The sequence below is a fragment of the Bifidobacterium choerinum genome, assembly GCF_000741135.1.
GTDB lineage: Bacteria > Actinomycetota > Actinomycetes > Actinomycetales > Bifidobacteriaceae > Bifidobacterium > Bifidobacterium choerinum.
Genome location: NZ_JGYU01000002.1, coordinates 41,371 through 63,916, shown reverse-complemented (window position 1 = coordinate 63,916; position 22,546 = coordinate 41,371). Strand labels below are relative to the sequence as shown.

General features: G+C 66.2%; 17 protein-coding genes. 4 read left to right on the top strand and 13 right to left on the bottom strand.

Annotated elements, in window-relative coordinates; all coding sequences use genetic code 11:
- Positions 1-107: 107 nt before the first annotated feature.
- The 6 genes from BCHO_RS01315 to BCHO_RS01290 form a co-directional block, all read right to left on the bottom strand.
- Positions 108-722, bottom strand: a complete 615-nt coding sequence (locus BCHO_RS01315) for an HAD family hydrolase (protein WP_024540167.1) — start codon at positions 720-722, stop codon at positions 108-110.
- 123 nt (positions 723-845) lie between these two features.
- Positions 846-1,595, bottom strand: a complete 750-nt coding sequence (locus BCHO_RS01310; protein ID WP_024540168.1) for a GntR family transcriptional regulator — start codon at positions 1,593-1,595, stop codon at positions 846-848.
- On the bottom strand, positions 1,589-2,953 hold the full coding sequence (locus tag BCHO_RS01305) for an aspartate aminotransferase family protein (protein ID WP_024540169.1): 1,365 nt from the start codon (positions 2,951-2,953) through the stop codon (positions 1,589-1,591). The genes BCHO_RS01310 and BCHO_RS01305 overlap by 7 nt, the downstream gene beginning before the upstream one ends.
- A 264-nt stretch (positions 2,954-3,217) precedes the next feature.
- The gene (locus BCHO_RS01300) at positions 3,218-4,708 is read right to left on the bottom strand and encodes an amino acid permease (RefSeq protein WP_033491467.1); all 1,491 of its coding nucleotides are present in this window, start codon (positions 4,706-4,708) and stop codon (positions 3,218-3,220) included.
- Positions 4,709-4,806: 98 nt separating this feature from the next.
- The gene (locus BCHO_RS01295; protein WP_029675188.1) at positions 4,807-5,880 is read right to left on the bottom strand and encodes a phosphotransferase enzyme family protein; all 1,074 of its coding nucleotides are present in this window, start codon (positions 5,878-5,880) and stop codon (positions 4,807-4,809) included.
- A 72-nt stretch (positions 5,881-5,952) separates the two neighbouring features.
- The gene (locus tag BCHO_RS01290) at positions 5,953-6,339 is read right to left on the bottom strand and encodes a hypothetical protein (RefSeq protein ID WP_024540172.1); all 387 of its coding nucleotides are present in this window, start codon (positions 6,337-6,339) and stop codon (positions 5,953-5,955) included.
- Positions 6,340-6,764: 425 nt separating this feature from the next.
- Between BCHO_RS01290 and rsmG the strand changes: the two genes are divergently transcribed.
- The 3 genes from rsmG to BCHO_RS01275 all read left to right on the top strand — a co-directional run bounded on the left by rsmG (position 6,765) and on the right by BCHO_RS01275 (position 10,105).
- Positions 6,765-7,538, top strand: a complete 774-nt coding sequence (gene rsmG / locus BCHO_RS01285; RefSeq protein ID WP_029675192.1) for a 16S rRNA (guanine(527)-N(7))-methyltransferase RsmG — start codon at positions 6,765-6,767, stop codon at positions 7,536-7,538.
- A gap of 259 nt (positions 7,539-7,797) precedes the next feature.
- A complete protein-coding gene (locus BCHO_RS01280) occupies positions 7,798-8,742 on the top strand; it encodes a ParA family protein (protein ID WP_029675194.1) in 945 nt (314 codons plus the stop codon).
- Between the two features lies 1 nt (position 8,743).
- Positions 8,744-10,105 (top strand): ParB/RepB/Spo0J family partition protein, encoded by a 1,362-nt coding sequence (locus BCHO_RS01275; RefSeq protein WP_029675195.1) that lies wholly within the window; start codon positions 8,744-8,746, stop codon positions 10,103-10,105.
- 127 nt (positions 10,106-10,232) lie between these two features.
- Here the strand turns inward: BCHO_RS01275 and trxB are convergent, their stop codons facing one another.
- The 4 genes from trxB to BCHO_RS01255 all read right to left on the bottom strand — a co-directional run bounded on the left by trxB (position 10,233) and on the right by BCHO_RS01255 (position 18,165).
- A complete protein-coding gene (gene trxB, locus BCHO_RS01270; protein WP_024540175.1) occupies positions 10,233-11,183 on the bottom strand; it encodes a thioredoxin-disulfide reductase in 951 nt (316 codons plus the stop codon).
- Between the two features lie 133 nt (positions 11,184-11,316).
- Positions 11,317-15,252 (bottom strand): murein biosynthesis integral membrane protein MurJ, encoded by a 3,936-nt coding sequence (locus BCHO_RS01265; protein ID WP_024540176.1) that lies wholly within the window; start codon positions 15,250-15,252, stop codon positions 11,317-11,319.
- Positions 15,249-17,498 (bottom strand): DUF6049 family protein, encoded by a 2,250-nt coding sequence (locus tag BCHO_RS01260; RefSeq protein ID WP_024540177.1) that lies wholly within the window; start codon positions 17,496-17,498, stop codon positions 15,249-15,251. The genes BCHO_RS01265 and BCHO_RS01260 overlap by 4 nt, the downstream gene beginning before the upstream one ends.
- A 1-nt stretch (position 17,499) precedes the next feature.
- Entirely contained in the window at positions 17,500-18,165 is a 666-nt protein-coding gene (locus BCHO_RS01255; protein WP_024540178.1) for an NUDIX hydrolase, read from the bottom strand.
- A gap of 126 nt (positions 18,166-18,291) precedes the next feature.
- Between BCHO_RS01255 and BCHO_RS01250 the strand changes: the two genes are divergently transcribed.
- A complete protein-coding gene (locus BCHO_RS01250; protein ID WP_024540179.1) occupies positions 18,292-19,716 on the top strand; it encodes a CCA tRNA nucleotidyltransferase in 1,425 nt (474 codons plus the stop codon).
- Between the two features lie 177 nt (positions 19,717-19,893).
- Here the strand turns inward: BCHO_RS01250 and BCHO_RS01245 are convergent, their stop codons facing one another.
- The 3 genes from BCHO_RS01245 to rsmA form a co-directional block, all read right to left on the bottom strand.
- Positions 19,894-20,520 carry a LytR C-terminal domain-containing protein gene (locus BCHO_RS01245; RefSeq protein ID WP_024540180.1) on the bottom strand — a complete coding sequence of 209 codons (627 nt, stop codon included), beginning with the start codon at positions 20,518-20,520 and terminating at the stop codon, positions 19,894-19,896.
- Positions 20,521-20,626: 106 nt separating this feature from the next.
- Positions 20,627-21,520, bottom strand: coding sequence for a 4-(cytidine 5'-diphospho)-2-C-methyl-D-erythritol kinase (locus tag BCHO_RS01240; RefSeq protein WP_024540181.1), 894 nt, complete (start codon positions 21,518-21,520; stop codon positions 20,627-20,629).
- On the bottom strand, positions 21,517-22,521 hold the full coding sequence (gene rsmA, locus BCHO_RS01235; RefSeq protein ID WP_024540182.1) for a 16S rRNA (adenine(1518)-N(6)/adenine(1519)-N(6))-dimethyltransferase RsmA: 1,005 nt from the start codon (positions 22,519-22,521) through the stop codon (positions 21,517-21,519). The genes BCHO_RS01240 and rsmA overlap by 4 nt, the downstream gene beginning before the upstream one ends.
- Between the last annotated feature and the right edge of the window lie 25 nt (positions 22,522-22,546).

Here is a 22,546-nt window from a genome sequence, read left to right as displayed (position 1 = left end):
CTTCCTTTCGTACATAGGCGGCCACAACATCGTGGCCACAAATATCCAGCGTAGTCGGGCGGGCGTGGGCGGGCAAATCTCTTTGATTTCCCGCTCTTACGACCATCTCAGCGCGCGTCGCGCACGGCCTGCAGCGCCTGGCCGGCGTCGAGGAAGCGCACGCCGTGCATGCCGGCCTCGGTCGCCGCGCGCGCGTTCTCGAACTTGTCGTCGAAGAACATCGCCTGCTCGGGCTTGAGGCCGAAGCGTTCGATCGCGATTGCGTAGATCTGCGGGTCGGGCTTCGCGCAGCGCTCCTCGGAGGAGACGATCGTGCCGCCGAGCAGACGCATCGCCGGGAACTCGGCGTGCGCGAGCGTGACGAACGGCGTGCTGAAGTTCGTCAGGCCCCACAGCCGGTAGCCCCGCGCGTGCAGGTCGTGCAGCAGCGCCGGCATGCCGGGCATCATGCCGGCGAAGGCGCGGCGGTAGTTCGCGAAGTACAGGCGCATCGCCTCGTTGAGGTCGTCGTCGTGCGGATGGTGGCGGCGGAAGTCGGTGAGCACCTGCTCGGGGCTCCAGCCGATGTCGCTCATCAGGTCGTAGTACCAGAAGCCGTGGGGGTCGGCACGGTCGAGCACGCGGCGGATGATCGGCGTCGACACCAGTCCCTCCATCGTCAGCTCGGGGCGCCAGTCCAGCAGCACCCCGCAGTAATCGAATACGACGTCGGTGATCGGCATGGTTCTCTCCTCGGTTCTCGCGCTGCCGCGCATTCGTGGATCTGTGCGTCCGGCGCGCCGTCCGCACATCCGGGCGTCTTGCGGCATCCACTATCCTAGCGCCGCCCTTGCGCCTTGGCGTGGTCACGGCGTGCGTGTGGCGGACAGGCGCACGAAGCCGGAATGATGCATCGTGAAGCGTATGCGGTCGGAGCGGTACATGTCGATTGCCCGTTCGCACGGCAAGCCATGCGTGTCGGCGGTGATGCGGTGGATGCGGAGCAGTGGTGCGCCCGCCGTGGCGCCGAGAAGGGACGCCTGATCGATGTCCGCGGCGGTCACGTCGAGCGTCTCGTCGACGAACTTCGGGTGTATGCCGTAGTCGTCCTCGAAATGCCCATAGAAGGATGTGGTCAGGTCGAGGTCGAGGAAGCGCTCGAAACGGTATGCCGGTAGATGGGTCTCCTCAAGGGAAAGCGGCGTGCCGTTGAGCATGCGCAGACGGGTGATCGCATAGACCATCGGGCGGCCGTCGGGCAGACGCAGCAGGCGGCGGTCCGCAGGCGACCCGGTGGTGAGCGTCGCATTGAGCACGGTGGACGTGAGTCGCCAGCCTTGCCTCCTCGCGATCTGCGTGAGCGATTCCACCGTGTTCAGCGAGCGTTCGAGCCTGCCGTCGGCGATGACGATGCCGCCGTTGCGTCCGATTCGGCGGACGATCTCATGGGTCTGTTCAAGCTGCGCGAGCGCAAGCCTGAGCAGTGCGCGCGAAATGCCGAACAATGCCGCGAGCGCGCGCTCGGATCCGAGCTTTTCGCCCGGACGGAGCTCCTGCGTGCGGATGATGGATCGTATTCTGTGCACGACGTCATCGGCGGTGGGATGGGTCAGCATCCGAGTTCCTCAAGAGTGGTGGCGAACGCGCTGATGAACATGTCCACGTCGTCCTCGGTGAACACGAGCGGCGGCCGCAGTTTGAGGATGTTGCCGAACCGTCCGCACACCGAGGTCAGCACATGGTGGTCGCGCAACGTCTCGAGGATGTCGAGTGCCGTCGGCTGATCGGGGTCCTTCGTACCGGGCGCCACGATCTCGCATCCGATGTACAGTCCGGCGCCGCGCACGTCGCCGATGCACGGATGGTCGGCCATCAGGTCGGTCACGGCCTGTTTGAAAATGGCGCCGACACGTTTCGCGTTGCCCATCGTATCCTCGTCGCGCATGACGTTGAGCGTCTCCTGCGCGGCGGCCATGCAGACGGGATTGCCGCCGAAAGTGTTGAAGTACGGGATTGACGCGGCGAAGGGTTCGAGCACTTCGTGGCGTGTCGCCATCAGCGACGTCGGCAGGCCGTTCGCCATCGGCTTGCCGCTCGTGACGACGTCCGGGACGATGCCTTGGCGTTCGAAGCCCCAGAACGCGTCGCCGGTGCGCGTGAAGCCGGGCTGCACCTCGTCGGCGATCCACACGCCGCCGAGCTCGTGCACGGTGTCGATGACCGGTTGGAGATAGCCGACCGGATCGGGGTAGACGCCGTCGGACGAGAAGATCGAATCGGCGAGCAGCGCGGCGAAGCGGATGCCGTGCCGCTCCATGTCCGCCACGGCCTTGCGCACCTCGCCGGCCATCCATGCGCCGAATTCCTGTGCCGTGCACTCGTCGGCCGGCTTGCCGTCGATGACGAGCCGATAGGTATCCGGCGTGGGGATCGTACGCATCGTCAATCCCAGTTCCTGCGCGGTGCCGAGTGCCGGGGATAGCTTCGATGTGAGTGCCGAGTTGCCGTGATAGGCTTCGGCGGTCACGATGACGCCCTCGCCGCCTGTATAGGTCTGCGCGACGCGCACGGCGAGATCATTGGCTTCCGATCCGGTGCACTGGAACATGATGCGGTCGATTTCCGGCGGCATCGTGCTCAGAATATCCTCGGCGTAGTTGAGGATGTTCTCATGCAGATAGCGGGTGTGCGTGTTGAGCGCGCTCGCCTGACGGGTCATCGCGTCCACGACGCGGGGATTCGCATGGCCCACCGACGCCACATTGTTGTAGACATCCAGGTATTCCACGCCGTCCGCATCCCACAGCCGTGCGCCCTGTCCGCGTACGAGATGCACCGGATTGCGGTAGAACAGGCGGTAGGCCGGGCCGAGCACGCTGCGTTCCTCGGTGAGCCTGCGCGTCCGCGGGTCGAGTGCCGCCGCCATCTCCGGGCGGAAGCTGTTCGTGTCCATGATCGTCGAGCGAGTTGCCATGGGGGTCTCCTTGGGTGTGCCGTACTGTGCTGTTCGTCGATGATGGCGAGCCTATCGCGGCAATGTAGCGGCCATGGATACACTCCGGAAATGAACCATTATGGCGGGACGGGCAGTGAATGGTTGTGCACGCAGGGCGTGTGGCATCCGCCGGAGATGCGCCGCAGCGTCTTGCGTACTGGGCGGCCGCGAACGGGCATCGTGCCCGTTCGCGGCCGCCCAGTGCGCAAGAGGTGGTGGAAAGGTATACGTGCCCGCGGCCTGTCATTCATGCGTCCGGTACGCGGCGGTGCCGCCGGAGGCAGCGAACTCCTCCTCGGGGGAGAGCACGAGATGCTTGCGCCCATACACCGCGAAGAACACGGTGGCGGCCAGATAGATGCCGACCATCACATAGACGGCGAGTCGATAGTCGGGATTGAGCAGTACGGCAACGAAGATCGCGAACGACAGCAGGCCGGCGACCACCGCTCCGGGAACACCGAATCTGGAGACGAACGGCCTCTTGATGTTCGGCATGCGCTTGCGCAGCAAGACGTAGGAGACCATTTGCAGCAGATAGGCGAGCACGGCGCCCCACACTGCGATGTTGAGCACGACCGAGCCGGCGCCTTCGCCGCCGTATGCGATGATGAACAACGCGGCGAAGCCGATGATTGCGCCGACCACAAGACCCCAGTACGGCGTCTTCCTCTTGCCGGTGAGCGAGAGGAACGCCGGATAGTAGCCGGCGCGGCTCAGCGAATAGAGATTACGGCCATAGGCGAAGGTGATGCCCTGCACGGAGGCGGGCAGACCCACAAGCGCGAAGGCCGAAAGCACCGCGGCCAGATTGCCCGGCAGAATCGCACGGAATCCGTCAAGCAGCGGTTCGTCGGAGCCGCCGAGCGCAGCGGAACCCAGGACCGCCGGATTGAGGAAGACGACGATGAGCGCCGAGATGCCGAGCGTCATGATGCACAGGCGCGACGCCTTCGGGATGTTACGTTCCGGCTCACGAACCTCCTCGGCGGCCAGCGGCAGCTGCTCGATGCCGAGGAAGAGCCACATCGCGAACGGCATCGCGAAGAATATCGCCCCGACGCCGAACGGCAGGAAACTGCTGTTGCCGGCGGTGGCCTTGATGTCGAGCAGCGACGAGAAATCGACCTTGCCGCTGAACAGGGCATAGACGCCGAAGAAAGCGACGATCGCAAGCGCGGCGATCGAGACGACCTGCGCGAAACGGAACGACGTCTCGGCGCCGGCCCAGTTCAGGGCCACGAAGATCGCGTAGATGCCGAGCCACCATACCCATTGGTAGCCGGCGTCAGTCAGTGAGAAGCCGGTGAGATCCATCAGGATCGAATCGGCATAGGCGGAGGAGAAGTAGACGATCGTGGCCGCCGTCATCACGTATTCGACCGTTTCGGCCAGACCGGTGAAAAAGCCGCCCCATGGTCCCATCGCGGCGCGTGCGAACGAATATGCGCCGCCGGTGTGCGGCATCGCGGAGGCCATTTCGCTGATTGCGTTGAGCATGAGGACGTACATCGCGTAGACGACGACCGCCGCAATGAGGAATCCGCCCCATCCGGCTTGTGCGATGCCGCCGTTCCATCCCGAGAAGTCGCCGGAGACGACGGCTGAGACGCCGATCGCCCATAGGCCGAACGCTCCGGTTGTGCGTTTGAGCTGCCGTTTCTTGAAGTAGTCCTTCTCGGTGGCCACGTATGTGACCGATCCCAGACCGTTTCCCGACACTGTGCTGGACATGATCGTTCCTCTTTTCTCCGATGGTGTGCTGGTCGTGTTGGTATGTCGATGCGGCTTCCTGTGTTGATGCGGTCGTTGACGGTGCGTCGGTCGCGGCGTCAACGCATGAGCCAGAACGAGTCGTCAAGATAGCGGCGTGCGCACATGACGCTTCCCGGCGCCTGCTCGCGCGCGAGGCCGTCGGGAAGTGCATCTTCGCGGTGGTTCGTCGTCCATCCGAGCATCTGCAGACGCCGGATCATCGACAGTGCGGACATGATTTCGCGCTCGACGTCGCTGAAGTCGCCCGCGACGTGTTCGTAGCCGCGGATCCACGCCTGTGCGAGCTGCGGCGCGTACTCCTTGTGCTCGATGAAGCTCAGCGACGATGCGTAGTCGTAGAGATACCAGCCGTATCCGGCATCGTCGAAGTCGATGACGGTGAGCGTCCCGTCGGCGCCGCGGATGATGTTGCTCGGGCGCAGGTCGGCGTGGATGAGTCCCCATGTCCGTGATGTGCGTGGCGCATCGGACATGACGGCGAGTGCCTTGTCGAGCGCGGCCGTGCACAGCTCACGTTGCGCGTCCGTCAGCGGCGCGGTCTCCCATCGCCCCCAGCGCGGCGAGATCCCGACCATGTCCGACAGGTCCCAGTTGAAGCGCTTGAATCCGTATGGTCGTTGCCATGCGCGTGATTGCCGATGGAATTCCGCCGCCCATGAGCCGATGGTCTCGTAGTGGGAGCTGGGGTCGTCAAGATCCTCGAGCACGGTGCCTTCGACGAATTTCGTGGAGACGACCGTCCAGCCTACGCCATTGAGATCGCGAATCTTCGTGACGAAGGTGCCGCGCACGGTGGGCACCGGATCGATCAGATGGATGCCGTCGATGTCATGCAGCGCGTTGAGCCATGCGATTTCCGAGGCGACCGCTTCGGGGCCTCCCACATACCCTGGCTGCGAGACGCGTACGACTCCTTCCGGTTCGCCGTCGATGAGCAGCAGGAACGTCGCATTCTCCGAGACGGTGATGAGGTCGAGCCGCGCACGCGGCTGTTCTATGCCCCATGCGCCGCAGACGCCCCGGAACAGCCAGTACGGGGCAGGCGATCCTTTCGTGAGCGCGCTGAAGGCATTCAGCGAGACAGCATCGATCGGATCGTCGATCAATGGTTCCAATGTGGATGTGCCCATATGCATCACCTCTTCTTTTCCGCCGATGGTTCGATTGTGCCGCAGCGGACCGTTGCGCTCGCCCGTTTGCGGTTACGGTGCGGTAAACAAACGCGCGGCGCTGATTAATGGCCCGTTACCGGAGGTGCCGATGATGACATGTGTCGCGGTGCCGGTGTTCGCCAATGGCATCGGGCTCCTGACGTCGAAGTCGTGCTCCGTATAGAAGGCGAAGCCCTCCGGCAGGCGGATTGCGGACGTGTCGCCTTCATGGGCGGTGTTGTTCGGCAGGCGGAACTCCATCGCCGATTCGACACGCCGGTATGGCCGAATGGTCGTGAAGGAGAGCTTGGCGGCAGTGATGATGTTCTCGCTGAGCCCGACGGCATTCGCGTGGGGGAAGCAGCGTGGCGGACTGGCGCCGCCGAGCCCCGTGTCCGTATTCTTTCCATATTCCAGAACCGAGGCCGGTGGGGTCAATCCATCGCACCGATCGACGTTGACGCGCTCGAAGAGTCCGCCGCGGCCTGCTCCGACGCCGTCCCATGCCCGGTGTCCGGCGTTTGGCCGAACGCATGCCGTCGATTTGGGCTGACATAACGCTGAGTATAATGGCGAGGATTGTTCCCTCGATCGGCTTTCCGCCACTGGCCGGCGAAACTGTGCGGATGAGGCGGCGCTGCCTTATATGCGACTGGCGATGCTGTGCGAGGTCGATGTGGCTGTCCGGATAATTTCGACCATTGCGACGTGTCGCCGGACGCCACGCTGGCGTGATGTCATATATGCGGCGCTGCGCAGTCGGTCGGAGAGTTGTTTCACGTGGTGATATCGTGGTGTTTCACGTGAGAAAAGTGCGCCATGGCGGCGATGTTGCCGGTGAAAACGGTATAGGATGGTGCGTTATGAGTGACGAGATCCATACCGACGAACAGCTTGCCGATTCCCCGGTGCTTGAGGCGACCTTCGGCGACGCGCTGGATGCGATGCGTGTGTTTCACGGGAAACTCGCGCAGGAAGGTGAGCCGAGGGGGCTCATCGGCCCGCGCGACGTGGACATCCTATGGGAGCGGCATCTGCTCAATTCGGCGGCGGTTGTGCCGTTCATCCGTGAGGCGACCGAGGGGCGACAGTTCAAGACCGTCGCCGACATCGGCAGTGGCGGCGGTTTCCCGGGGCTCGTGGCCGCCGCGATGCTGCCCGATTGCGTATTCACGCTCATCGAGCCGATGGAACGGCGCTGCGAATGGCTTGCCGAATGCGTCGAGGCGATGGGGGTGCGGAACGTGACCGTCGTGCGGGCGCGCGCCGAAGAGGCGATCGCCGCGCTCGACGAACGGCGGCCGGCGGCGAAGCGCCATGTCAAGGCTTCCGTCGTCGTCCCCGAAGAGGTGTACGAGACGATTCGGCATCCGTTCGCGGCCGTGACCTGCCGCGCCGTCGCGCCGCTGACGAAGCTCGCCGGCTGGACGCTGCCGCTCGTCGAGCCCGGTGGCGAGCTCATCGCGCTCAAGGGACGTTCCGCCCAGGCGGAAATCGACAAGGCGCGCAAGGTGATCGCCCAATACGGCGGCGTGCGCCCGCGCGTCGTGACGGCGCCGGTCGCCGAAGGCCTCGAGGATACGCGCGTCGTTGTCATCAATAAGAAGGCGGCCGGCAAGAAGGCGGCGAAGCGGTAGGTTATCCACATCTCTCGTCGGTTCGGAAAAGTTATCCACAATGCTGATGTGGATAACTTGATTACCACTGATAGCTTGAGAATCAACGGTTTCCACAGTGGAGACGGTGTGGGCGGCGAAAGAGTTATCCACAATCATCCACCGGTTATCCACAATGGAGCGGGGCGTGTGCCCTGTCCATACGGCTACACAGACTTGAAGACACTGCGACTCAACTAGGAGGACAGTCCTCGTGACAGATCAAGGGAATATCCCCGGCATGGAAAGCACAACGGAGACGCTGGCGCGCATTTTCAAAGGCAGCGACTCCGGCGTCGGCTCGCAGATCGCCGACGAATCCACGCGCTACGAACGCATCAACGCCGCGGAATTCAAACGACCGGCGCGCACGCGCCGCATCGCCGTCGCCAATCAGAAGGGCGGCGTCGGCAAGACGAGCACGGCAGTCAACGTGGCCGCCGCGTTCGCGCAGACGGGCATGAACGTGCTCGTCGTCGACATGGATCCGCAGGGCAACGCGTCGACGGCGCTCGGCGCGAAGCACAACTCCGGAGATCCGTCGGTCTACGACGTCATCGAAGGGCGCGCGACGATCGCCGACGTCATGCAGACCTGCCCCGACTATGAGACGCTGCACGTCGTGCCCGCGTCGATCGACCTGAGCGGCGCCGACCTCGAGCTCGCCGACATGCCCGACCGCAACAACCTGATGCGCCACGCGCTCGACGACTTCCTCGCCGACAGCGACGTGCACTACGACTACGTGCTCGTCGACTGCCCGCCGAGCCTCGGCCTGCTCGTCATCAACGCGATGTGCGCGGTCTCCGAGATGCTGATCCCGATCCAGGCCGAATACTACGCGCTCGAAGGCCTCGGGCAGCTCATCAACACGATCGGCCTCGTCCAGTCGAACTTCAACCCCGAGCTGCTCGTCTCGACGATGCTCGTGACGATGTTCGACCGCCGTACGCTGCTCAGCCGCGAGGTGTACGAGGAAGTGAAGAGCCACTACCCGAGCATCGTGCTCGACACGACGATCCCGCGCACCGTCAAGATCTCGGAGGCGCCGAGCTTCGCGCAGACCGTCGTCACCTACGACCCGCGCGGCATGGGCGCGATCGCCTACCGCGAGGCCGCGCTCGAAATCAACAACCGGTCGGCCGTAGTGCTGGAGACCATCGCATCGAGAAGAAACGAGGAGTGACATGGCATCGAAATCACGTTTGGGCCGAGGACTCGGTGCGCTGTTCCCCTCGCTGCCCGGCGAACAGCCTGCAAGGCCGGTGACGCCAGCGGCGAAGCCGCAGCCGAAGCCGGCGGCGAAGAAGCCGACCGAAGGAAAGCCGGCCGCGAAGAAGCCGGCGCAGCAGCAGCCGGCCGCCGGCGACCAGTCGTCCGCGCCGATCTCGCCGCTGAGCTCGACGATTCCGTCGATGGGTGCAATGACGCGCCACGGCGACACCGTCTCGAAGCTCGCGGCGCCGATGACGCTGCAGCCGGAGGCCGCCGAACACCGTCCGATCGCGCAGAACGACGCTGATACGTCGTCGTCCGCACAGTCGACGAAGACGTCGTCGAAGCGCGCGGCGATGCCGGCGATCGGCGACATGGCGCATCCGAGCGACATGTTCTTCGACGGCACGCCGATCGTCGCGAAGACCGACGCCAAGACGCAGCCGCAAGAGGACGAGAACGGCCTCAAACCGGTCGAAGGCGGCTATCTCGTCGAACTCGAGGTCACACAGATCGGTCCGAACCTGCATCAGCCGCGGACCGTCTTCGACGACGACGAACTGCGCGAGCTGTCCGAATCGATCAAGGAGGTCGGCGTGCTGCAGCCGATCGTCGTGCGCAAGCGCCCGGTCGAGCAGATCCGCGCCGCGCACGCGCGGCCGAAGCAGCAGACGGGCGACCGTTTCGCCGACCAGATGGACAGCGAATACGAACTGATCATGGGGGAGCGCCGTTGGCGCGCTTCGCAGCTCGCCGGACTCAAGACGATCCCGGCGATCGTCAAGACGACGGCCGACGACTACATGCTGCGCGACGCACTGCTCGAGAACCTGCACCGCGTCGCGCTCAACCCGCTCGAGGAGGCGGCCGCCTACCAGCAGATGATCGACGAGTTCGGCCTCACGCAGATGCAGCTCGCGCGCTCCGTCTCGAAGTCGCGCCCGCAGATCGCGAACACGCTGCGCCTGATGAACCTGCCGGCGAGCGTGCAGAAGACCGTCGCCTCCGGCAAGATCTCGGCCGGCCATGCGCGCGCGTTGCTCGGCCTGCCGGACGCCGAGTCGATGGAGGCGCTTGCCAAGCGCATCGTCGACGAGGGCCTGAGCGTGCGCAGCGTCGAGGAGATCGTCTCGATGCAGGCGAGCGACCATCCGAAGAAACCGAAGGCGAACAAGCATAATCCGTGGGCCGGTTCGCCGATCCAGGTCAGCCTCGAGCAGCGCTACGGCACGAAGGTCTCGATCAAGGGCTCGGAAAAGCACGGCCGCATCGAGATCGTGTTCTCGTCGCCCGAGGAGATGGAACGCATCATCGGACTGCTCGACCCGCAGTGACGGGCGCCGCCGGCCGACCGCCGACGGCCAATGGCACAGAGCCCATACGTACGAGGGCCGTGCGAACCGATTGTCGGTTCGCACGGCCCTCTTGTACGTCGCATTGCTCGGCAGTCGCCCTGACGGCTCAGGCGTCGGCCTCCTCGGCGAGCGATTCGAGGTAGGTCTGCACGTCGATCGCCGCGCGGCAGCCGGTGCCGGCGGCGCTGATCGCCTGCTGGTAGACCGGGTCGGCGCAGTCGCCGGCCGCGAAGACGCCGGGCACGTTCGTGCTTGTGCCCGCGCCGGCGACGACGATGTAGCCGTGGTCGTCGAGCGTCAATGCGCCGCCGAGGAACGCGGTCTGTGGGATCTGACCGGCCGCGATGAACACGCCGTTCGCGTCGAGTTCACGCTCCTCGCCGGTGTTCACGTCGCGCACGGTGACCGACGTGACGGCCTTGCCGTCGCCGTTGATGCTCGCGACGACGGTGTTCGTCATCACGTCGATCGCCGGATTCTCCATCGTGCGGTCGATCATGATCCGCGACGCGCGGAACTGGTCGCGCCGGTGCAGCAATGTCACCGACGAACCGAAACGGCTCAGGAAACCGGCCTCCTCCATCGCCGAGTCGCCTCCTCCGACGACGACGATCGGCTTGCCGCGGAAGAAGAAGCCGTCGCAGGTCGCGCAGTACGAGACGCCCTTGCCGGCGTACTCCTCCTCGCCGGGCACATCGAGATGGCGGTAGTACGAGCCGGTGGCCACGATGACGGCGCGTGCGCGGTAGACGTCGCCGCCGTTGCAGCGCACCGTCTTGATCGTCTCGTCGAGTTCGACCGATTCGACGTCGTCGTAGACGAGTTCGGCGTCGAAACGCTCCGCCTGACGCTGCATCGCCTCCATCAGATCGGGGCCGAGCACGCCGTCTGGGAAGCCGGGGAAGTTCTCGACCTCCGTCGTGTTGACGAGCTGGCCGCCCGGCGTGAGCGCGCCCGCGATGACGAGGGGCTTCAGGCCGGCCCGTCCCAGATAGATGGCCGCCGTGTAGCCGGCGGGACCCGAACCGATGATGATGACGTCGCGAATTTCACTCATGCCTTCACAATAGATGCGACCCGCCGATTATTTCGACGTATCGCTCTCGGCGGCACCTGGACACGGAAAACACAAGGGCGCCCGTGGGACGTTGCAGTCCCACGGGCGCCATGGACGATCGGTGCGCTGTGACTCAGAAGGCCTGTACAGAATCGATGTACAGCTGGTTGCCGGGCAGGCTGTCGAGCGGCACCCACATGACGATGTCCTGCGTCTCGATCGGCTTCGAGAACTTGACCTCGGTCGTGCCGCCCTCGGCGAAGGTGAACTCGGCCATCTTCTCGCCGCCGGTCGGATTGTCGGCCGTCGCGTTCGCATAGACGACGCCCTTGCCGCCGGACGACTGGATCTTGACGACGAGACGGTCGACGTTCTCCTTGTTCGTCAGATGCAGATAGTAGCCGTAGCCCTGCTGACCGGCCGGACGGTCGAGGAACTGCCCCCGGTCCGTCGGATACGCGGTGTTGTTCGGCGCCTTCGACGGTTTCTGCGTCGGCTTCGGCGTCTCGGTCTGGCGTTCGCCGGACTCCGGCGTCTTCACATCGTCGCCGTTGCGCTTGCCGAAGGGGACGTCGCCGAAGCTGCCGTCGGACGGCCAGTACGTCGTGTCCTGCTTGCCGAATCCGAACAGCGATCCGCTCGTCGCGATGCTGTGCACGGCGAAGCCGAGCGCGACGAGGATGGCGATGATGCCGACGATGATCGCGGCGCGCGTCTTGCCCTTCTTCTTCGGCTTCGGTTCGGTGTAGTTCGGCGCCGGCTGCGTCTTCGGACGCTCCTGCGGCGCGAAGCTCGGCGGCAGCGCCGGCGCGCCCATGACGTAGGTCGCGTCGATGTCCTCGCGTTCCTTGCGCAGTTCGCGCTGCGACTGCGAACCGTCGGGGATGACGTTGCCGTGCTCGTCGATCGCCGGCAGATGGCCGGTCGACGACGTCGACGACGACGTGTCGATCGTGCCGTCGCGCATCGAGGACACATCGAGCGGCACCGTCATGCGCGACGGCGTCATCGGCGTCTCCTGGACGGCGTTCGGGTCGAAGGCGGTGAACATCTCGGTCTCGTTGTTCGGCGAGATCTCCGGAATCTTCGCGGCCGTGTCGTCGGTGCCGCCCATGATCGCCTTGCTCTTGTTCCACAACGCTTTGAACGAACGGCCGGCCGCCGTGTCGGAGGCCTCCTGCTCCTTCGCCTCCTCGGTCTCCTCCTCGAGTTCGGCGAGCGATTCCGGATCGAGCTGCTGCGCCGGGAACATCATCGACGGCATCGTCTGCGATGAGACCATCGAATCGGGGATCGGCAGGATGTCGCCGGGCAGCGCCGGCTGGATCATCGCACGCACGATCGAGCATTCGCCGTCGGCGCCGGTCAGCCGCAGATCGTGGCGCGTCAGCGCATGCAGCGGCTTGCGCGCGCCGAGCAGCGCGTCCATCTCGGCCATCGTCACGAGCGGCACCGTCGGCTTGGCGCCCTCGTTCAGCTCGAGGCCGCGCTTGACGATGAGGCGGAACTCGATAGGCGCGTCCTGCGGCAGCTTGTCGAGCGAGAAACGCGGATGCATCGTCGACGGCGTGCGCGTGAGCATGCCGTAGAGGACGCCGGCGATCTGACGGATCGCGCGGCGCTCGTCGTTGTACGAGGCCGGCGTGTTCGCCGTGTCGGCGAGCGCGGCGCTCACCGGGGTGTCGGCGAGCTGGACGCCGTTGCGCGTCAGGCGCACCGTGTCGGTCGACAGTGCGCGATGCGTCAGGCGGTCGCGCTGCAGGAAGCGGACCGCGTCCATCGTCTCGCCGATGATCGTGCGCATCGCCTCGTAGCTGAGTGGAGGTGCGCCGGCGCCGTCGTCGCGCATGTATTCGCTGATCGAGACGCCACAGTCGAGCCTCGTGAGGATGACGGCGATGTCGCCGTCGTGCTGCAGCTGGATGACCTGCGTGAAGCGCGGGTCGCGGAACGCGGCGAGCGTGCCGGCGAGCGCGTTCGTGCTCGCCAGGACGGCGCGGTTGTTGACGATGAACAGCTGGCAGTCGCGCGACAGGACGCGGTCGTTCGACTTCCACACCTGCAGTCCGGCCTCTTCACGCAACGGCGATACGAGCGTGTATCGGTTGAGAATCGTATCTCCCAGATGAGGCTTCATGGTCACCCCTGATTCGTAAGGCCTTGCGGATGTGTGCATCGTCATTCTACTGTCCGCGGTGGTCGTCGGCGCCGGCGTGCGCGGCTCGTCGGCGGCCAGCGCAATCGGCGGTTCGGCGAGCTCCGCGGGCACCGGCGGATCGAGCTGCGCGAGCTCGTCGATCGGCACAGCCGGCGCGATGCGGATCAGCTCGGGGATGACGCGTGTGCTGTCGTCGACGTCGGCGTCGACCGCATGTTCGGCGGCATCGGCCGTCGCGTCCGCGGCGGCGGGCGCACGGTGCGACAGTCGCGCCCGCAGCGAGGCGACGCCGGCCGTCAGCTCCTCGCAGCGCAGCACCCACAGCACGCCCAGATAGACGACGACGATGACGACGAACAGCAGCGCCGCGGCGCCGACCGACTGCAGCCAGCCGACGATGCCGCCGCTCGACGGATCGTCGACGTGCAGCAGATGGTAGATCGGCCGTTGCAATGCGAAGCCGATGACGACGCTTACGATCATCGCCGCGAAGGCCTTGCCATAGGTGAGCGCGATGCGGCGGCCGTCGAGCGAGCCGTTGAAACGCTTGCGCAGCATATGCACGAGCGGGATGAAGGACAGCAGATAGCTCCCCGACGCGCACAGGCCGACGGCGGCCGCCCAGTCGGTCGGCGGCAGCAGGCGCGTGCACAGCAGGCACGACGACAGTTGCAGCGCGTACATGATCAGCATGAAGATGAACGGGGAACGGCCGTCTTCGAAGGCGTAGAACGTGCGTTGGATGATCAGATACGCGCTTGCAAGCGGCAGGCAGACGCACAGGCCCATCAACGGGCCGCAGATGAGGATCGCCTGGCTGACGGAGACGGTCGGCAGCAGCGCACGTGTGATCGCGAGCGGCATGACGAGGAAGAAGGCCGTGAACAGGAACATGATCGCGCCGACCGTGCGCAGCGCGCCACTCAGGTCGTCGCGGGCGCGCGCGATGTCACGGTCGGCGATCGCCGACGAGATCTGCGGGAAGATCGCCGTGGCGACGGAGACGGCGATGAGCGAATACGGCAGGATGTAGATCGTGTACGCGTTCTGGTAGGTCGCGTTGCCGGCGACGTCGAACTCGCTGATATGCATCGTGCGTTCGGCGAGTCCCGGCGCGCTCGTCAGGATGCGCGTGATGACGATGTTGGCGATCTGGTCGATGCCGACGATGCCCATGCTCCACGCGGCGATCGGGCCCATCGTGCGCAGGCCGATGCCGCGCACGCCGAAGCGGAACCGGAAGCGGAAACCGGCGCGCAGCAGCGGCACGAACAAAATCAGCGCCTGGAACATGACACCGAGCGTCCACATGCCGGCCGTCAGCGCGATCTTCGGCGTCGTCCATGCGCCGGCCGACGACTGCGCATGGTTGCCGTAGATCGCGATGAACAGGATGAAGCCGAGACAGCTGATCAGGTTCGCGCCGACCGAACTCCACGCGTAGGCGCCGAACTTGTTCTTGACGGCGAGGATCTGCCCGAGCACCGTATACAGGCCGTAGAAGAAGATCTGCGGCGTGCACCAGAGCGTGAACGCGCAGGTCAGGCTGATCAGCTCGGGGCTGCCGCTGACGTACAGCCGCGTGATCCACGGCGTGAGCACGCCCATCAGCACCGTGACGCCGAACAGCAATGTGACGGCGAAAGTGACGATTTTGTTGAGCTGCTCCTCGGCGTTGTCGCTGTGCAGCGTGCGCACGATATGCGGCACGAGGACGGCGTTGAAGATGCCGCCGGAGACGAGCGTGTAGATGACCTGCGGGATCATCGAGCCGGCCTGGTAGGCGTTCGCCGCCAGACCGGTCGTGCCGATCGCCGCTGCGAGCAGGATCGTGCGGATCTGGCCGGTGATGCGTGACGCCGCCGTGCCGGAAGCCATGATGAGCGAATTGCGGCCTACGGAAGAACTCATTCGTCGGGATCCTTCTTGCGGTGGAACTGCCGCCACAGGCCGAGCAGGCCGAGCGCGACGGCGAAGATGATGATGGCGAGACCACTCTTGTCGCTGATCTGCAGCGAACTGGTGATCGACGTCTGCTGCATGGCGCCGAAGGGCTCGCCGTCCCTGTCGACGAGCTGTTCGCGCGCGACCGCCGTGCCGGAGGTCGTCACGCGGATCGAGATTGACGTCTGCGCCTCGCCGCGCGCCGGCGCCGTGATCGGCGTCATGCGCGCCGTGATGATTTCAATCGAGTCGGTGCGCGACGAGATGCGCACTGAGATCGGATACGGCAGGCCGTTGCTCACCGTGACCGGCATCGACGCCGTCTCCGATAGTACGCTGACGTTGCCGGACGGGCTCAGCGTGATCGCGCCGAGCGCCGCGTCGGAGAATGCGGCCGCCGCCTTGCGCATCGACGTGCACAGCGCGGTGTCGCCTTGCAGCGCGAACAATGCGAGCGTGTCATGGGCGTCGAGCAGCCGGCGCGCGTAGGCGGACTCGGTCAGCCGGGAGCCGCCGCCCTCCGACGATCCCGATGATTCCGACTGCGCGTCGACGGTCGCGTCCGCCGTCGCCGACGGGGAGGGCGCCTGCGACGCGTCGTCGTTGCTGTCGCTGGCGTCGTTCGGCTTGTCACCCGACTGCTGCGCGTCGCCGCCGAGGATCGACGAGCCGAGCCGCTTCAGGTCGCTGCGGCTCGCGCCGAGCTGCATGAGCGTCTCGCGGACCGATGCGGCATGGCCGGCGGACAGGCCGACGTTCTCGCCGATGAGCTGCGGCATCAGTCCGGGGTCGATGAGCGCGTCGTGGGCGGTGAGATCGGCGAGCGACGTCAGATCGATCCAGCTCGCGTCGCCGAGCGCATCCATCAGCATCTCGACCTGCTTCGGCGAGGAGTCCTCGCCGAAGCAGACGAGCAGCGTGCGCTGCGCGTACGGCTGCTCCATCTGATAGAACGCGCTCTGTGCGATGAAGCGCGCGATGCGCCCCGCGTCGGTGCGTTCGGCGCGCGCATGCTGCGACGTGGCGTGCGCGTTCGCGAGCGACGTGAGTGTCGGCTGCGCGGCGAGCACGGTGACGTCGCCGTGCTTGGTCGGCGCGCGGTAGACGAGCGTCTGCGCCGTCGCATCGTCGGCGATGTTGAAGTCGCCGGTCGCGATCACCGTGTCATAGCCGGCCCCGCGCGCCGCATCGAGCGCGTCCATCGTCCAGCTGTCGGCGCCCTGCCATGCGATCGCCGGCGCGCTCGCCGACATGTCGCCGAGCGCGCCGCGCAGCTGCGCGAGGCCGCTCGCGGCGCTCCACTTGCTCTTGCCGACGCCGGCGCGCGCGTAGGCCTGCGGATCGCCGACGCGTGCATAGGAGGTGATGTCGAATCGGGCGGGCTGCATCAGCGCCGTCAGATGTGGCGTGCCGAGCGTTTCGAGCACGGCCGGATCGGCGACGACCTGCAGCTGCGGATATTTCGTGCTCAGGCGGTCCTTGTCATGCAGCGCCTTGCATTCGTTCTCGTCGAGCGTCGCGATGGATTGCGCGGACAGGTCGCGCGTGTCCGAAGTGATGAGTCGTTGGCGTGCCTTGTCGTCGGCGGACCAGTCGTGCGAGGTGAGCGGCATGACGATGCTGATGCCGATCGACGGCGTGCGCACGCTGGCCGCGCCGTCCTGCGATCGCGTGATGTAGCTGTTGAGCGATGCGTGCACGGGCTGCGCGTCGCCGTCCGACTGTGCCGTGTAGAGGATGCGCAGCGGGCGTGGACCCCACGTCGTCAGCGCGGCGAGGGCGGGATCGTGGGCGGAGAGGACGGCGTGCACGGCGACGCGGCCGCCGGCCGGAATCGCCGCGACATCGGCGTGCGCGAGCTCGTGCGTCGTGTCGATCTGCGCGGTACCGTCCGCCCATTCCTGCACATCGGTGCGCGAGACGAAGTTGTAGTCGGGATTCGTCATGATGTCGATCGCGCCGGCGGACACCGGCTGCGTCGTGCGGTTCTCGACGGTGAGCGTCGCGGAGAATCCGGAGGTCGCCGTGACGACGGCGGTGAGCGATTCGACCGACAGCGCGACGCCGGGCACGTCGCTCGTCGTTGAATCGCCGTCGTCGGCGGCCGCCTGGGGGATATGCACGTCGAGCACCATCGCGATCGCCATGAGCAGCACCAGCAGCGCGCACCAAGCGCGACGCCGGGCGTGCGGATTGGTGTGACGTCGGTTCACGTTAGCCCTGCCTGTTCAGTTTCCTTGCGTACAGCCAAGCTATCTTACGCTCGTTGGGATAACTGAGCACATCGTCCAGATCGGCGAAGTCCACCCAGATGGCATCCTCGGCCTCATGGTCCGGGTCGCCTTCCACCGTCAGCTCGCCGCCGATCTGGCGCAGCGCGAAGTGGTGGACGAGCTTGTGGACGCGTTGGCTGGTTCCGGTAAACCAATAGTCTATCGTGGCGATCGAATCGACGACCTCGCCGAGGATGCCGGTCTCCTCGTGCACTTCGCGCACGGCCGTCTGCTGGGGCGTCTCGCCTTTTTCGATATGCCCCTTCGGCAGGCACCATTCGAGGTGGCCGTTGCGTGAATGCCGCGCGATGATCGCGACGCGACCGCGCTCGTCGAAGACGAGGCCGCCGGCCGAGTATTCGCGTACGATCGGCAGCTCCTGGGCGTCGAGCGACGCGAAGGTCGTCGGGCGGTCGCTTGTGCGCCGGCGCGGCATCATCGCCGGCGTCGGCGTATGCGGGTCGGGTTTCGCCGGCGCCGTGTCCGTCGTGATGCGCAGCGTCTGTGTCTGCGACGTGTACATCAGCGCGTCCGGTTCGAGCAGATTGCGGGCATGGTTGGCCGCAGCGTTGGCAAGCATGCGTGCAACGTCTGCGGGTGTGGTCATGTAGTCCACCATACTCATGTTTTGCCGCCGATGGGGTACGGGTATGCTTGAAGGGCAGAAATGTGCCGGCGGAAACGCCGATGGGACATGTTCGACATGTGAGGACGATTGGCCGAAAGGGAGCCTGTGAACTTCGAAGTGTGGCCGGAGGCCATTGAGCTGGGAGAGATGTTTGCCGATGCCGGGTACGAGCTCGCGCTCGTCGGGGGTCCGGTGCGCGACCTGCTGCTGCAGCGGCCCTCGCACGATCTTGACTTCTGCACGTCGGCGCGGCCCGAGGAGTTCGAGCCGATCCTCAAACGCTGGGGCCATGACGGGTTCTGGGACATGGGACGCAAGTTCGGCACGCTCGGCGCGCTGCGCCGGCGTCCCGACGGCACCGAGGTCAAGGTGGAGGTGACGACCTACCGTTCGGACGTCTACGACCCCGAGTCACGCAAGCCCGAGGTCAGCTACGGCGACTCTCTCGAAGGCGACCTGTCTCGCCGCGACTTCACCGTCAACGCGATGGCGCTGCGTGTGCCGCAGCTCGAGTTCGTCGACCCCTTCGGCGGCGCGAACGACCTGCAGCGCAAGGTGCTGCGCACGCCCGTCGACCCGCGGCAGTCCTTCGACGACGATCCGCTGCGCATGATGCGCGCCGTGCGCTTCGTCGCGCAGCTCGGATTCTCGATTGAGCCGGAGACGGCCGAGGCGATCTGCGACATGGGTTCGCGGCTCGAGATCGTCTCCGCCGAACGCGTGCGCGACGAACTGACGAAGCTGTTGCTGTCCGACCGGCCGCGCGCCGGCATCGAGGCCTTCGTCGACTCCGGGCTCGCCGATATCGTCTTCCCGGAGATCCCGGCATTGCAGCTCGAGATCGACGAGCATCACCGCCATAAGGACGTCTTCGAGCACACGATGATCGTCATCGACCGCGCGGTCGCGCTTGAGACGGGACCCGACGGCCCGGTGCCCGGTCCCGACCTCGTGCTGCGCCTCGCCGCGCTGATGCATGACATCGGCAAGCCGAAGACGCGCAGGTTCGAACCCGGCGGCAAGGTCACGTTCCGCCATCACGACGCCGTCGGCGCCAAGCTCACGCGCAGGCGTCTCAAGGCGCTGCGCTTCGACCACCACGTCGTCGACGATGTCAGCGGCCTCGTCGACCTGCATCTGCGCTTCCACGGCTATGTGGACGAGCCGTGGACCGACTCGGCCGTGCGCCGCTACGTCAAGGACGCCGGTCCGCTCTACGAGCGGCTCAATCGGCTGACACGCGCCGATGTGACGACGCGCAACCGCCGCAAGGCGCTCGTGTTCAGCACGGCGATGGACGAGATGGAGCAGCGCGTGCGCGAGCTCAAGGAGCAGGAGGACCTCAAGGCGATCCGCCCGGACCTCGACGGCAACGAGATCATCGCCGAACTGGGGATCGAACCGGGGCCGGAGGTCGGCGCCGCGTACCGGCACATGCTCGACTACCGTCTCGACCACGGCCCGGTCGAACACGACGTGGCCGTCGCCGAGCTGCACCGCTGGTACGACGAGCGCAACGCCGACCAGTGACGGCCGGTTTGCGACCATCGTTGACGGAGCATGCGCCGGAGATGGTCGCGAAAAGCGGCTTTCGCGACCGCGGCATCCGCGGATCGCACCCGGAACGTTCGCCAGGACGTCGGTTTGCGAACGCCCCGCACACGGATCGTGTGCGGGGCGTTCGCAAAATCGTACTGTGCGGGAGGTTCAGCCGACCGGCGTGTGGTCGGGCGCCTTCGGCAGCGACGTCATCTTGTCCGGGGCCTTGCAGCCTTCGATGTTCGGGATGTCGGAGCCGGTCTTCGGCAGATCCTCGGTGGGGACGAGATCCTTGAACGTCGCGCCGAGGACGACGTCGACGAGCTTGTCCGCGCGGTCGTCCATGACCATCTGCGCGTCGTTGAAGTTGCTGGCGAGCGTGTACGCCTGCGGGATCGCGTTCTTGCCGAAGATGATCAATGTGCGCTCCACCTTCGCGCTGTCGTAGTTGTCGACGCCTTGCACGACGAACTCGCGGTTCTCGAGCGCCTCGGCGACGGCCTGTGCGAAACCGGAGAACTGCGTGCCGTTGAGCACGCGCACCGTCACCGAGCGGTTGTCCACATACTTCGGCGTCGAACCGTCGGCCGCTGGCGACACGCACGGCGCGGTGCGCCCGTAGTTCGCCGACTCCTTGCTCTGCGCGGTCTCGCCGAGGCCGCCCACATGGAAGAACACGAGCGTCGCGAAGACGAGCGCGACGACGAGCACGACGCCGACGATGCTGAACACGATCGACTGGCGCTTGCGTACGTATGCCTTGCGGGCCTCGCGCGCCCCGTTGTTCTGTGCCATACCTATCCCTTGTTCACGAGGTGACTGTGGTCTCACCTTATCCCATTATGCTGACGCTGCGAGCCCTGTGTGACGGCCGTGCGACGGCCGCTCGCGGCGGCGGTCTTCAGCGTTCCGGCGCATGCACGACCGGCGTCACCGGCGCCTGCGCCACGAAGAGCCGATCGACGGCCTGCGCGTCGAGCCACGCCCGTTCGACGGCCTGTGCGGCGGCGTCGTCGGGCACGAAGGCGCATACCGACGGGCCCGATCCCGAGATGAACGCGCGCGTGGCGCCGGCGTCCTGCGCGAGCCGGATCGCGGCGCCCGATCGCGGGTGCAGCGACACGGCGGCGGCCTGCAGATCGTTCGGCGATCCGTCGCCGCCGAGCACGTCGAACGCCGCATACACCTCCGGTGTGCTCAGCTGTGCGCGGTAGGCGCCGACGAGCACATGGCCGTCGTAGCCGTCGGCGCGCAGCGCCTCGATGCGCGGATCGTCGGCCGCCACCGGCGTGACGATCTCGCCGTAGCCGGAACCGTGCGCGTATCCGCCGACGAGGCAGAACGGCATGTCGGCGCCGAGCGTCGCCGCGATCGGCGCGAGCCGTTCGGGCGGCCAATGCAGATCCCACAGCTCGTTGAGTGCGAGCAACGTGCCGGCCGCGTCCGCCGAACCGCCGCCGAGACCGGCGCCGACCGGGATGTTCTTTTCGATCGTCACGCCCACGTCCGGCTCGCGTCCGCAGGCGCGCGCCATCGCGAACAATGCGAGCATCGCATGGTTGCGCAGCATGTCGCTGCTCGACGCGGCGAGGTCGCCCAGATACTGCCCGGAGATCTCGAGCGAGCATCCGGCGCCGTCCTCGCGCTGCTCGAGTGTGACGGTGTCGTAGACGCCGACGGCGCAGTACATCGTGTCGAGCGCGTGGCGGCCACCCCATGCCCCATGGCGTGCGCCGACGTGCAACGTCAGGTTCGTCTTCGCCGGGCAGTCGACGCTCACGATCGCGCCGCTCATGCCTCGAGCTCCTTCGCGGCGTCGGCGAGGCGCACGAATTCGTCGACGGTCAACGTCTCGCCGCGCCGCGTCATGTCGATGCCGGCGCGCTCGAAGGTGCCTGACGGCACGACCTTCTTCAGCGCCGCATGCAATGTCTTGCGGCGCTGCCCGAAGGCGGCGTCGATGAGTCTGAACACGGCCTCGCGCCCCGACTGCGCGTGCGCGGCCGGGCCTTCGCCCGGCGCGTGGCGGTCGAAGCGCACGAGCGCGGAGTCGACGTTCGGCGCCGGCCAGAAGACGTTGCGGCCGATCGTTCCGACCGATTTCGCGATACCGTACCAGGCGAGCTTCACGCTCGGCGTGCCGTAGATCTTCGATCCCGGCTGCGCGGACAGACGGTCGGCGACCTCCTTCTGCACCATGACGAGGAACGAGCCGAGATTGTCGAACCGTTCGAGCAGCGTGAGCAGGATCGGCGTCGCGACGTTGTACGGAAGATTGGCGACGAGCGTGAACGATGCGTCGTCGTCGAAGTCGGGAAGATTGCGCGGCGTGAGCGTCAGCGCGTCGGCGCGCACGACGCGCAGGCGGTCGGCGGCGTCCGGCATGAACTCGGCGATCGTGTGCGGCAGCCGCTGCGCGACCGGCGGGTCGATCTCGACCGCCGTCATCCGCGCGCCGGTTTCGAGGATTGCGAGCGTGAGCGAACCGAGGCCGGGGCCGACCTCGAGCACATGGTCGTCGGCTCCGACGCCGGCTTCGCGCACGATGCGGCGCACCGTGCCCGGGTCGATGACGAAGTTCTGGCCGAACTTCTTCGTCGGGCTGATGCCGGCGTCGGCGGCGATGCGGCGGATGTCGGCGGCGCCGAGCAGATGGCCGCCGCCGGACGCCGCGGCCGCTGATGTTGCGGCGGCGGCTGTCGTTGCGGCCGCCTTGGTTGCGGAATCGGCGGAAGCCGTCGATGTGGCTGGCGCGGCGGTCTCGGCCGCGCGGGGTTCGTCGTCGTATGCGCTCATGCGGATATGTCGTCTTTCCTTCGGA